The sequence below is a fragment of the Phycicoccus jejuensis genome, assembly GCF_044797865.1.
In the GTDB taxonomy this organism is placed as follows: Bacteria; Actinomycetota; Actinomycetes; order Actinomycetales; family Dermatophilaceae; genus Phycicoccus; species Phycicoccus jejuensis.
The window spans coordinates 1,449,713-1,461,866 of the sequence record NZ_CP085209.1 but is presented as its reverse complement, the minus strand read 5'-3'; the positions used below and the strand labels follow the sequence as shown (position 1 = coordinate 1,461,866).

Genomic DNA, 12,154 nt, shown 5'->3' with positions numbered 1-12,154 from the left:
CTCGCAGAGCGCGCGGTCAGGCGCTCGCGCAGAGCCAGTCGACGCCGGCCGAGACGTGGAGCGCCGTCGTGTCGACGAGCGGCACCGCGGCGTCGCCGTCGCGCAGCAGCAGGCCGATCTCGGTGCAGCCGAGGACGACCGCCTCCGCCCCGTCGGCCACGAGTCGCTCGACCACCCCGAGGTAGTCGGCGCGCGACTCCTCGCGGACGACGTCGCGCACGAGCTCGTCGTAGATGACCCGGTGCACCAGCTCGCGGTCGGCCTCCCCGGGCACGAGCACGTCGAGGCCGCGAGCGCGCAGGCGGTCGGCGTAGAAGGCCTGCTCCATCGTGAAGCGGGTCGCGAGCAGGCCGACCCGTCGGTGGCCGCCGGCCAGCAGCGCGTCGGCCGTCGGGTCGGCGATGTGCAGCAGCGGCACCCCGGCCGCAGCCTCGATGTCGTCGGCGACCCGGTGCATCGTGTTCGTCGCGAGCAGCAGCGCCTGCGCTCCCCCGGCCGCCAGCCCGCGGGCGGCATCGGCGAGGAGCGCGGCCGTGGCGGGCCAGTCGTCCGCGTGCTGGGCGGCGGCGACCGGGGCGAAGTCGACCGAGTGCAGCAGGAGGCGGGCCGAGTGCAGCCCGCCGAGCCGCGCGGCCACCCCCGTGTTGAGCCCGCGGTAGTAGGCCTCCGTCGAGGTCCAGCTCATCCCGCCGAGCACCCCGAGCAGCCGCATGCGCCTGACCCTACGCCGCGGCGCCGACGCCGACCGGCACGACGACGCCGCCCGGCCCCTGACGGGGACCGGGCGGCGTGCGGTGTCGCGGGAGGTGGGGCTCAGTGGCCGTGCCCGTGGCCGTGGCCACCGGCGGCAGCCGGCTCCTCCTCCTTCTTCTCGACGACGAGGGTGTCGGTCGTGAGGACCATCGAGGCGATCGAGGCCGCGTTGCGCAGCGCCGAACGGGTCACCTTGACCGGGTCGATGACGCCGGCCTTGACGAGGTCCTCGTACTCGCCGGTGGCGGCGTTGAGGCCCTGGCCCGCGGGGAGCTCGGAGACCTTCGCCACCGCGACGTAGCCCTGGAGGCCCGCGTTCTCGGCGATCCAGCGCAGCGGCTCGGCCGCGGCCTTGCGGACGATGTTCGCGCCCACGGCCTCGTCACCCTCGAGCCCGATGGTGTCGAGCACGGCGACGGCCTGGATGAGTGCGGAGCCACCGCCGGAGACGATGCCCTCCTCGATCGCGGCGCGCGTCGCGGAGATCGCGTCCTCGATGCGGTGCTTCTTCTCCTTGAGCTCGACCTCGGTGTGCGCGCCGACCTTGATGACGCACACGCCGCCGGCGAGCTTCGCGAGGCGCTCCTGGAGCTTCTCGCGGTCCCAGTCGGAGTCGGTGCGCTCGATCTCCTGCTTGATCTGGGCGACGCGGCCCTCGACGTCGGAGGCCTCGCCCGCGCCGTCGATGATGACCGTCGAGTCCTTGGTGACGACGACGCGGCGCGCCTGGCCGAGGGTCTCGAGACCGACCTGGTCGAGCTTGAGGCCGACCTCCTCGGCGACGACCTGGCCGCCGGTGAGGACCGCCATGTCCTGGAGCATCGCCTTGCGGCGGTCGCCGAAGCCGGGGGCCTTGACGGCGACGACGTTGAACGTGCCGCGCATCTTGTTGACGACGAGCGTCGAGAGGGCCTCGCCGTCGACGTCCTCGGCGATGATGACGAGCGGCTTGCCCGACTGGACGACCTTCTCGAGCACCGGCAGGACGTCGGCGATCGCCGAGATCTTGCCCTGGTTGATGAGCACGTAGGCGTCCTCGACGACGGCCTCCATGCGCTCCGGGTCGGAGACGAAGTACGGGGAGATGTAGCCCTTGTCGAACTGCATGCCCTCGGTGAACTCGAGCTCGGTGGAGGCGGTCGAGGACTCCTCGACGGTGATGACGCCGTCCTTGCCGACCTTGTCGAACGCGTCGGCGATGGTGGCGCCGATCTCGGTGTCCTGCGCGGAGAGCGAGGCGACCTGGGCGATCTCGTCCTTGGACTCGATCTCGCGGGCGTTCTCGAGCAGGCGCTCGGAGACGGCGTCGACGGCCTTGTCCATCCCGCGCTTGAGGCCCGAGGGGGCGGCGCCGGCCGCGACGTTGCGCAGGCCCTCCTTGACCATCGCCTGGGCGAGGACCGTCGCGGTCGTCGTCCCGTCACCGGCGATGTCGTTGGTCTTGGTGGCGACCTCCTTGGCGAGCTGCGCGCCGAGGTTCTCGTAGGCGTCCTCGAGCTCGACCTCGCGGGCGATCGTGACGCCGTCGTTCGTGATCGTGGGGGCGCCCCACTTCTTGTCGATGACGACGTTGCGGCCCTTCGGGCCGAGCGTCACCTTGACGGCGTTCGCGAGGGCGTCGACGCCCCGCTCGAGCGCCTTGCGGGCGGAGTCGTTGAACTCCAGTTCCTTGGCCATGGGTGTCCTTTGCTGGGGGTGACGGGCGGCGCGGTGCGCCCGACCCGTCGCGTGGGTCAGGGGGATGCCGGACGCGTCCCGGCGGCACGGGGCCGCCGGGACGCGGTCACGGCGTCAGCGGACTGCTCAGCCGACGACGGCGAGCACGTCGCGGGCCGAGAGGATGAGGTACTCCTCGCCGCCGTGCTTGATCTCGGTGCCGCCGTACTTGCTGAAGATGACCCGGTCGCCGACCTGGACGTCGAGCGGGACCCGGTTGCCCTTGTCGTCGATGCGACCGGGGCCGACCGCGAGGACCTCGCCCTCCTGGGGCTTCTCCTTCGCGGTGTCCGGGATGACGAGACCGGACGCGGTGGTCTGCTCGGCCTCGAGGCTCTTGATGACGATGCGGTCCTCGAGCGGCTTGATGGAAACCGACACGGTGTGCTCCTCCCCTTGCTGGGATGAGTCGAAGTGGACGGGGACGTGCGCGTCCGGGCCGTGCTCGCCGTCGCGGGGGTCGACCGCGGCCCGGGGTGCGCTGGCACTCGCACGGGGCGAGTGCCAATGAGGCAAATCTAGGCCGCGCTTAGCACTCGGTCAACTCGAGTGCCAGCCGGGCGCGGCGCGGGCGTCCGGAGGGTTCGCACCGGGCCCCGAGAGCGCGGATGGCAGGATGACCGGCCGTGGACGTCGGCATCGTGCGAGCTCTCGGGTCGCCGGACGGGAAGGAGCTCCTGCGATCCCTCCCGCCGTACGACCCGGCCGCGGTGTTCGCGCTCCAGGACCGGCTGCGCCGCGAGGGCCACGCGGCCGACTTCGTGGCCGCCGTGCTCACCCAGCAGCGCCTGCGCGCGCGGGCCGTCGCGAAGTTCGGCGAGTTCGCCGGCGACCTCCTCTACACGCCCGACGGGCTCGAGCAGGCCTCGCGGCTCGAGGTCGCGGCCACGCACGCGGGCCGCTTCTACAACGCCTCGCTCGCGACGGTGCACGACCTCGGCTGCGGCATCGGCAGCGACGCCGTCGCGATGTCGGCGCTCGGCGTCACCGTCCAGGCCGTCGACATCGACCCCGTGACGGCGGCCATCGCCGACACCAACCTGCGGCCCTGGCCCGACTCGCGCGCCCACGAGGGCTACGCCGAGGAGTTCGAGCCCCCGCGCGACCCGCTGCGCTCGCGCGTCGGCGTCTGGCTCGACCCGGCGCGCCGCATCCCCGGCAAGACCGGGCGGCACGGGCGCATCAAGCGGGTGTTCCGGCTCGACGAGATCCGGCCGTCGTGGCAGTTCGTCCTCCAGGTGGCGACGGCGGTGCCGGCGACCGGGGCGAAGCTCTCGCCGTCGATGCCGCACGACGCCATCCCGCTCGGGACCGAGGCGCAGTGGACCTCGTACGGCGGCGAGGTGCTCGAGTGCGCCGTCTGGTGGGGGCCGCTCGCCCAGCGCCCCGGCCGCAGCGCGCGCATCCTCGCGGCCGGGCGGCCGCCGGTCGAGGTCGACGAGACGATGGCCGAGCCGGACCCGCCGACCGCCGAGGGCACCGGCTCGATCGGTGCCTGGCTCTACGAGCCGGACCGCGCCGTCACGCAGGCCGGGCTGCTCGGGGCCGTGACCGGGGCGACGCTCGGGGTCGAGGTCGACACGGGGCTCGGGTACGTGCTGTCCGACGCCGAGGTCGACCTGCCGTACGCGCGGCGGTACGCGGTGCTCGAGTCGATGCCGTTCACCGTCAAGACGCTGCGGGCGTGGCTGGCCCAGCACGGCGTGACCGGGCTGACCGTCAAGAAGCGCGGGGTCCGGCTCGACGACGACGAGCTGCGGCGGCAGCTGAAGACCGGGCGTGGCGCCGGCGACGGGGCGCAGGCGACGGTCGTGCTCACGCGGGTCGCGGGCCAGCAGACGGCCATCGTCGTCGAGCCCGTGGCGCCGGCCGCGCCGCCCGCCGACTGAGGCGGGTCAGGGGCCGACGAGGTCGCGCGCGCCGAGGACCTCCGGCGGGATGCCGAACGCCTCGACGAGCTCGAGCGCGACGGGCCGCAGCCGCCGCAGCAGCGCCGTCACCTCCCGCGTGATGGCCTTCGAGCGCGGCGCCGACAGCCGCCCGTGCTCGAGGAACCAGCCGCGGTCGGCCTCGATGGTCACGAGCGCGTGCAGGTCGCAGAGCGCCCCGAGCACCTCGCGCGTCGGCCCCTCCGGCTGGGCCCGCACCTGTGCGACGAACGCCTCGACGACCAGCCGCTCGACGTGCGAGCGGGCCGCGGCGATGACGTGGTCCTGCACGTCGTTGAACACCTCGCCCGGCGGCCGGCCGGCGTCGACCCCCGCCTTGAGCCGGCGCGCCACCCCCGCGACCTGGTGCTCCTCGCGGAAGCGCAGCATCGCCAGGTGGTAGTCGGGGTCGAGCAGCCCGGCGTCGGTGTCCGCGCCGTCGCGCCCCGTCGGCAGCACGTCGCGGATGCGCTCGAGCAGCTGGTGCGCCGCGGTGCGCTCGACGATGGTGTCGACCGCCAGCCCGGCGACGAAGCGGACCATCCCGCGCTGGTCGAGGTCCTCGAAGGACGAGGAGTAGTCGGTGAGCAGCCCCTTGGCGACGAGCTGGAGCAGGACGTGGTTGTCACCCTCGAACGTCGTGAAGACGTCGGTGTCGGCCTTGAGCGCCGCGAACCGGTTGGCCGAGAGGTAGCCGGCGCCGCCGCAGGCCTCGCGGCACTCCTGGATGGCGTGCGTCGCGTGCCAGGTGGCGAGCGCCTTCTGGCCGGCGGCGCGCGACTCGAGGGCGCGCACGTCGCGCTCGGGCGCCTCGGGGGTCTCCGGCGAGAAGACCTCGTGCAGTTGCCGGGCGACCTCCTGCTGGGCGGCGCTCAGGGCGTACGCGCGGGCGACGAGCGGCAGCAGCCGGCGCTGGTGCATCCCGTAGTCCAGGAGCAGGGTCTCGTCGTCGGTGCCGGGCGCCTCGAACTGGCGGCGGCGCAGGCCGTACCGGACGGCGATCTCGATCGCCACCTTGGATGCCGCGAGCGCTCCCCCGCCGACGCTGACGCGGCCCTGGACGAGCGTGCCGAGCATCGTGAAGAAGCGCCGGTTCGGGTTCTCGATGCTCGAGCGGTAGGTGCCGTCGTCGTCGATCTGCGCGAAGCGGTCGAGGAAGTTGGCGCGCGGGACGCGCACGTCGTCGAACCAGAGGCGGCCGTTGTCGACGCCCTCGAGCCCGAGCTTGGTGCCGCAGTCCTCGACCCGCACGCCGGGCAGCACCTCGCCGTCGCGGCGGATCGGGACGAGCACCGCGTGGACGCCGTGGGCCTCGCCGCCGACCTCGAGCTGGGCGAAGACGACCGCGAGCTCGCCGTCCTCCGCGGCGTTGCCGATGTAGTCCTTGCGCGAGGCGTCGTCGGGGGTGCGCACGACGATCTCGTCGGTGGCGGGGTCGTAGGTGGCGGTCGTGCCGAGCGCCTGGACGTTGCTGCCGTGGCCGGTCTCGGTCATCGCGAAGCAGCCCAGCAGCCGCCCGGAGAGGATGTCCGGGAGGTAGCGCTCGTGGTGTGCGCGCGTCCCCAGCTGGAGCACCGCGCCGCCGAAGAGCCCGAACTGGACGCCGGACTTCACGACGACGGACAGGTCCCCGTAGGCGAGGGTCTCGAACGACGCGATGGACGCGCCGATGTCGCCGCCGCCGCCGACCGAGCGGGGGAAGCCGTGGGCGGCCTGGCCGCGCTCGCCGATCTCGACGACGAGGTCGCGCACCCGGCGGCGTAGCTCGGCCCGGGGCAGGTCGCGCTGCTCGTCGAGCAGGTCGGTGTGCTCGGCCAGCGCGGCGCGCACCTCGTCGCGGACGGCGGCGTACGGGCCGTCGAGGACGGCGCGCAGGGCGGCGGGGTCGGCGTCCAGGGCGGGCTGGGCGCGACGGGTCGGGTCGGTGGTGCGGACGGCGTCGGTGGCGGCCATGTCGTCACCCTGACACGGCGTCACCGGCCTCCGGCGGCTCCGTGACGCGCGAAGTTACTCACAGGTAGGGGTCGGGCTGGGCGCCCTCGCGGGCGACGGCGGCGGCGCCGGAGGCAAGGGCCGCGTCGAGCGCCTCCTCGCGGGTGGCGCCGCGCGCGAGGGCTGCCGCGAGCGCGCCGACGAACGCGTCGCCGGCCCCGGTCGTGTCGACGACGCCGCCTTCGACCGGGTGGGCCGGCATCGTCACGCCGTCCCACGAGGCCCCGTTGGCCCCGAAGGTGACGAGCAGCGAGGCGGGCTCGGCGCCCGCCTCGGCGAGCGCCTGCATCTCGAGCTCGTTGGCGACGACGGGGTCGCCGAGGGCCACGACGTCGGCGGGCAGCCCCGACCACGGGGCGACGTTGAGGACGACCCGGGCGCCGCGTCCGGCGGCGACCCGGGCGGCCTCGCAGACGACGGTCAGTGGGACCTCGAGCTGGAGGACGAGGACGTCGTCCGGGCCGAGGGCGCGAACGGCGTCGACCTCCGGTGCCCCGAGGTGGTGGTTGGCGCCGGGAACGACGACGATCGTGTTCTCGCCGTCGTCGGACACCTGGACGATGGCGTGGCCGGAGGTCTCGCCCTCGACGACGCGGACGGCCTCGACGTCGATGCCGAGACGCGCGAGCCGCTCGCGGTAGGCGCGGCCGCCGTCGTCGTCGCCGACGCAGCCGGCCATCGCGACGTCGGCGCCGGCCGCCGCGGCGGCGACGGCCTGGTTGGCACCCTTGCCGCCGGCGAGCCGGCGCAGGCCCTCGCCGAGCACGGTCTCCCCCGGGCGAGGGTGCGACTCGACCCGCGTCACGAGGTCGACGTTGAGCGAGCCGAGGACGAGCACGCGGCCGGTCATCGGGCCTCCCCTCCGACGGTGTCGAGCCAGAGCCTTGCGATGCGGGGGCCGTCGATCTCGAGGGCGACCTCGACCATCGCGGGCGAGACGCCGTGGGGGTCGTGCGCCATGTCGCCGCTCCAGTCGCGGGTGTCGACGATGGTGCGCCCGCGCGTCCACGTGCCCGACAGCTCGACGCGGACGGGGCGCCGCTCGGTGCGCACCGCGTCGGGCGCGAGGAGCATCGCCACCGCGCCGGCGTCGCCGATGGTCGCGCCGTCGTTGGCGAAGCGCCGGTGGTGGAACGAGATGAGGTCGGCCGCGAGCCGGGCCACCGGGGTGTCGACGGCGCGCAGCGCCTCGACGTCGGCGTCGGTGACCTTGGGGTCGTAGAAGACGTCGAGGCCGTACATCGCGACGGGCACCTCGTGGGCGGCGCAGGCGTCGAGCACGACGGCGGCAGCCTCGGGGTCGTGGAAGACGTTGAACTCGGCGGCGGCCGTCGCGTTGCTGACGTTCGCGCCGCCGCCCATGAAGACGATGCGCCCGATGCGCGCGAAGGCCTCGGGGTGGACGCGCGCCAGGAGGGCGATGTTCGTCATCGGGGCCAGCGGGACAAGGGTGATCGGCTCGCCCGCCTCGGCCGCGGCGAGCACGGTGTCGCGCAGGAGGTCGATCGCGATGCGGGCGTCCGGCTCGAGGGTGGGGGCGGGCATCCCGAGGTCGGCCATGCCGTCGGAGCCGTGGACGTGGCGGGCGTCGACCGGCTGCTCGAGCAGCGGCCGGGAGGCGCCCACGCCGACGGGCACGTCGGTCCGGCCGGCGGTCTCGAGGACGAGCAGCGTGTTGCGCACGACGTCCGCGAGCGGAGCGTTGCCGCCGACGCACGTGACCGCCCGCAGGTCTAGCCCCGGATGGAGCGCCGCTAGGAGGAGGGCGCAGGCGTCATCGACGCCCGTGTCGACATCGAGCACCACCGGGATCCGCTGCACGGGACCGATCATCCACGATCGGGGGGCCCCGCCCGTCAGAGCCCACCTATTCACCGGCAACAACAGGGCCCGGAGCTGCGTCGACGTCTCCTGTCGACGCAGCCAGAGCCCAAGTCACACCGCCCAGCTAGACAGCGGCTTTTGGCACTCTCCAACGCTCGGATCGTCCGCAAGCGGGTCCGAACTCAAACGACGATCTAGGGCCAAGGCACGGCTCGTAACGCGGCGCACCTTGTCCTGTTCGATGACCGACGCACGGGCTGAGGCTTGGCGTCATCTTGAAGTTGCTCGCGCCTCAGGGCGAACATGGGCGCGTCCGCTCTCAAGAGGCTCAGATTTGCTTATCCTGACAGGGACCGTCGGTGCCCCGGTACTAGAGCGGCTGGGGGAGCAACCGGAAGGGAACTATGGAGTATAAGAGCCTGCGTCCATCGCAGACCCTGCTGGACCCCCAGAACCCGCGACTTCCGGACGGCACCTCGAACGATAAGGAGGCCGTCAACCGACTTCTGGCCGAGGGCTACCCCCAGTTGCTGGCCCTCGCACGTGACCTGTGCAACCGGGGCGAGGCAAACCCGACCGAGTTGCCTATCGCCTGGAAGGACGGCAGCAAATACGTCGTGTTCGAAGGCAATAGACGATTCGCGGCACTAAAGCTGTTAGCAGATCCGAAGCTGGCTGACGACCCCGCGCACCAAGCGGCCTTCACGCGACTCAGCGAATCCGGAAAGAAGCCGCCGCGGACCATCTATTGCGCAATTACCAAGAGTCGGGAGGAGGCCGATCCGTGGCTTACCTTGCGTCACACCGGAGCCAACGAAGGCGTAGGCGTACGCACGTGGAGTACGCAGCAGACGGCCCTTCACCGCAAGCGGATGAAGGCACCCATCGACAGCGGCACACTGCGGTCGATCGCAATCGCCGACGAACTGACCGAGGCGTATCACCAGGACACTGAGTTAGTAGCTCTCATCAACACGGTCCGCGCCAGCAAGCTGACGAATATCGGGCGCATGTTCACGGGCGTCACTCTTAGCCGGATGCAGTTCGTGATGAAGCAGGCTGCTGACGGCGATCCACAGGTGCTTACTGCGCGGCACAACGCGAACCAGTTGCATGGCTATTTCTCGTGGGCCTTCAAGTTCCTCAACCAAAACTCGGTCGACGCTTTTAAGAACGACACCTTGCGTGGCAACCTGCTGAACAATGAGGCTGCGGTGTTCCTACCGAGTGCAGCCGACTCGCTTCCTGACCACGTCAGGCTAGCCGATCATCCCTACTCGCCCGATGGGGACGAAGCGAACGACGACGCTAACGACTCGACGGACGAAGACTCGGACGACCAGAACAGCACTACTAACGACGGCGATACTTCGATCGGCACCGTCGACGGCGACCCCGAGAAAGATGAGGGCGATGACGACCCACCCGCCTCGGGTTCAGGCGGCAAGCGCGACAAGAAGCCTGAGCGCGCCCTGTACTCGGGGGTGAAACTGTCCAGCCTGTCGCCGAACATTCAGCGACTGCTGCGAGAGGCCAAGGCACTGCCGATCGATGACAACTACGCGACCGCGTGTGTTCAGGCGCGAGTGATCCTGGAACTGGCGGTCTCGGACCCGAAGGTTTTAGCGTGGTCCGGCAAGAAGGAAAACGACAAGTTAGCCCAGAAGATTCGCGGGTGCATCTACAAGTTGGATCCTGCCATCGAGACCCCTCAGAAGGCCCGACAGGATCTTGTCCAGGCACTTATGGAAGTGAACGACATCGGAATCACCTACATGCACCAATTCATGCACAACCCATCGGCGCGAGCCGACCCTCATCTGGCTCGACGGTTTAGCGGGGCCTTCACGCCCTTGCTCAACAGCATCAATGAGGCCGTGAGGTGAGCGGCCCCTCGTTCCTGTCACCCCTTCGCTATCCCGGCGGGAAGGCCCGACTGGCGCCCTACTTGGCGCGAGTGCTCGCGAGTCAGTCTGCGGTCATTGACACATACTGCGAACCGTACGCTGGCGGGGCCGGCGCTGGTCTACAACTGCTGTCAGACGGGCACGTCTCCAAGGTCATCATCAACGACCTCAACCCCGGCGTCGCCGCATTCTGGCGCTCGGTGTTTTTCAACACCGAGGCATTCATTGAGTTGGTGACAAAGTGCACCGTCGATATCGCCAATTGGCACGATCAGCGGTCCGTGTACTTAACGCCGGACGCTTGCGACGACCTCACCCTCGGATTCGCCACGTTTTTCCTCAACCGCACAAACCGTTCAGGGATTCTTAGCGCACGACCCATCGGCGGCCTCGAGCAGACGGGAAATTGGCTGATCGATGCGCGATTCAACAAGACCGACCTCGTTCGTCGCATCCGCCATCTTAGGCAATTCTCATCGCAGGTTGACGTCCGAGAAGAGCGCGCCATCGAGTTGATCCGTACTCTGAACCGGCGCGTGAAGCCCGTACTGCTTTACGTGGACCCGCCGTACGTCGTGCCCGGTGAAGAGCTGTACATGACCGACCATTCGTGGAGCGAGCACCAACGACTAGAGCAAATGCTGACGAGGTCGCCTCACCCTTGGATCCTTACATATGACGCCGACGATCGGACACGGACGCTGTATAGAGAGTTTCGCTGCCTGCGTTTCGGCATCTCCCATACGGCCCAGGTACAGAAGGTCGGTCGCGAGTTCATGTTCTTCAGCCGCGGCCTCCGCGTTCCCGATCGACAGATTATGCGCGACGAGGGCGTATGGGTGTCGAAGCCGGCCACCTAAGTGCCCATCTCCACGAGTAGATGTGGCCGGGTCGAGTTTCGTGCAGGAGCTGACGCATAGCCGCAACGAGTAACACCTAGTCCGGGCATGGGCCAACGTCCGCGTGCCAGACGGCTAGTAGCCGGGCCCTGCAACGTCAATCGACCCCAGCACCTCCGGGATGTTCATCGTGTCAACGTTCTGGAGCAAAGTTCGGTATCCAACATCCACAGAAGCCGGCGGGTACATGCCGAAGGCACTCAAGAGTTGCCCACTCCCGAGCCAGTTCAGGGCAACGCCAAGATCCACGCGAATGTTGATAGTCGTGAAGTTTCGAGGGTCATTCATCCACGGGCGGAGCAGCCAGCCGTGCTGCGCGTGCGGCCGAAGGTAGAAGGAGGGAACGGCTCGACGCAGGTCTAAGAGATGGGCTTCACCCTCAGATCTGAAGAGCCCCGGCGCCTTCTCGACCAATGGGCCGTCAACCACCACACCGACCAAGTAGGCATATTCGGACCCCGTGACCGGCACTCGACGAACCACGTGCACAAAACGGCCGGCGCGCACGAAGTCGTGACAAGCAAACCAGAGCGCCACCCAAACGTTATCAACGAAATCAAGCCATCTCGTCCTAATGCCGTAATGCTGCAGTAGGCCTTCCGCGGCGTATCTCGGGGTCCCCGAGGCTAGCAACCCTCGGCGACTCGATGGTAACTGAGGGACCTTCTCCGTACATAGCACTGGCGCGTGATCGGCGTGTGTGCAGGACCAAGGAGAGGTGGTTTGGATAAACCCGCCAATAATGGAATCGCGGTTGGTCCGGTTTACCTTCAACCCTCGGTACAGCGAGGGATCGAGCGTCGAGTACAAAGAAGTCTGACCGCGCAACATCACCGCCCCGCTCCCCCGCAGGTATTTCAGGTAGCCAACCACTTGGAGCAACTCGTGCAGCGCATCGACCGCGAGAAAATCCGGGCCCGATGTTGTGTTCAGCTCCACGCCACGGCCCACTTCGGTCAGCTTCTGAAGTTCGGCGTCGCTCAGTGACTTTGGTCCGCTCATGTCGACCGAGGTTACGGCCGTGGCTGACCGGCAGGCCCGCAAGCCTCAACCCTTGCGTGTCGCAGACCAGGAAGTTCCCCCTGAGTCGTCTAGACAGCGGCTCCCGTCTGTCGGAGGCCGCGGCAACGAATCC

10 protein-coding genes are annotated in these 12,154 nt (G+C 69.8%); 3 read left to right on the top strand and 7 right to left on the bottom strand.

Going from position 1 to position 12,154, the window contains the following annotated elements:
* Positions 1-16: 16 nt before the first annotated feature.
* The 3 genes from LG324_RS06910 to groES all read right to left on the bottom strand — a co-directional run bounded on the left by LG324_RS06910 (position 17) and on the right by groES (position 2,850).
* Positions 17-712 carry an aspartate/glutamate racemase family protein gene (locus LG324_RS06910; protein WP_404352667.1) on the bottom strand — a complete coding sequence of 232 codons (696 nt, stop codon included), beginning with the start codon at positions 710-712 and terminating at the stop codon, positions 17-19.
* Between the two features lie 101 nt (positions 713-813).
* Positions 814-2,430 (bottom strand): chaperonin GroEL, encoded by a 1,617-nt coding sequence (gene groL / locus LG324_RS06905; protein ID WP_030528818.1) that lies wholly within the window; start codon positions 2,428-2,430, stop codon positions 814-816.
* 126 nt (positions 2,431-2,556) lie between these two features.
* On the bottom strand, positions 2,557-2,850 hold the full coding sequence (groES, locus tag LG324_RS06900; protein WP_030528819.1) for a co-chaperone GroES: 294 nt from the start codon (positions 2,848-2,850) through the stop codon (positions 2,557-2,559).
* Positions 2,851-3,095: 245 nt separating this feature from the next.
* Between groES and LG324_RS06895 the strand changes: the two genes are divergently transcribed.
* On the top strand, positions 3,096-4,358 hold the full coding sequence (locus LG324_RS06895; RefSeq protein WP_404352666.1) for a class I SAM-dependent methyltransferase: 1,263 nt from the start codon (positions 3,096-3,098) through the stop codon (positions 4,356-4,358).
* A gap of 6 nt (positions 4,359-4,364) precedes the next feature.
* Here LG324_RS06895 and LG324_RS06890 read toward each other — a convergent pair whose 3' ends face one another.
* The 3 genes from LG324_RS06890 to LG324_RS06880 are packed head-to-tail and all read right to left on the bottom strand — an operon-like array spanning position 4,365 to position 8,210.
* Positions 4,365-6,350: an acyl-CoA dehydrogenase gene (locus LG324_RS06890; RefSeq protein WP_404352665.1), complete on the bottom strand. Its 1,986-nt coding sequence runs from the start codon at positions 6,348-6,350 to the stop codon at positions 4,365-4,367.
* 58 nt (positions 6,351-6,408) lie between these two features.
* A complete protein-coding gene (locus tag LG324_RS06885) occupies positions 6,409-7,239 on the bottom strand; it encodes a PfkB family carbohydrate kinase (RefSeq protein ID WP_030528822.1) in 831 nt (276 codons plus the stop codon).
* Complete coding sequence (locus tag LG324_RS06880; RefSeq protein WP_404352664.1) at positions 7,236-8,210, bottom strand: nucleoside hydrolase; 975 nt, start codon at positions 8,208-8,210, stop codon at positions 7,236-7,238. Before LG324_RS06880 ends, LG324_RS06885 begins: the two co-directional genes overlap by 4 nt.
* 407 nt (positions 8,211-8,617) lie before the next feature.
* Between LG324_RS06880 and LG324_RS06875 the strand changes: the two genes are divergently transcribed.
* Positions 8,618-10,099, top strand: coding sequence for a hypothetical protein (locus LG324_RS06875; protein ID WP_404352663.1), 1,482 nt, complete (start codon positions 8,618-8,620; stop codon positions 10,097-10,099).
* Complete coding sequence (locus tag LG324_RS06870) at positions 10,096-10,980, top strand: DNA adenine methylase (protein WP_404352662.1); 885 nt, start codon at positions 10,096-10,098, stop codon at positions 10,978-10,980. Before LG324_RS06875 ends, LG324_RS06870 begins: the two co-directional genes overlap by 4 nt.
* Before the next feature lie 114 nt (positions 10,981-11,094).
* Here the strand turns inward: LG324_RS06870 and LG324_RS06865 are convergent, their stop codons facing one another.
* The gene (locus LG324_RS06865; protein WP_404352661.1) at positions 11,095-12,021 is read right to left on the bottom strand and encodes an FRG domain-containing protein; all 927 of its coding nucleotides are present in this window, start codon (positions 12,019-12,021) and stop codon (positions 11,095-11,097) included.
* Between the last annotated feature and the right edge of the window lie 133 nt (positions 12,022-12,154).

Bases quoted from the DNA above. Each gene is read 5' to 3' on its own strand.
- LG324_RS06910 (WP_404352667.1), bottom strand. From the start codon at position 712: ATGCGGCTGCTCGGGGTGCTCGGCGGGATGAGCTGGACCTCGACGGAG.
- groL (WP_030528818.1), bottom strand. From the start codon at position 2,430: ATGGCCAAGGAACTGGAGTTCAACGACTCCGCCCGCAAGGCGCTCGAG.
- LG324_RS06885 (WP_030528822.1), bottom strand. From the start codon at position 7,239: ATGACCGGCCGCGTGCTCGTCCTCGGCTCGCTCAACGTCGACCTCGTG.
- LG324_RS06865 (WP_404352661.1), bottom strand. From the start codon at position 12,021: ATGAGCGGACCAAAGTCACTGAGCGACGCCGAACTTCAGAAGCTGACC.
- LG324_RS06875 (WP_404352663.1), top strand. From the start codon at position 8,618: ATGGAGTATAAGAGCCTGCGTCCATCGCAGACCCTGCTGGACCCCCAG.
- LG324_RS06890 (WP_404352665.1), bottom strand. From the start codon at position 6,350: ATGGCCGCCACCGACGCCGTCCGCACCACCGACCCGACCCGTCGCGCC.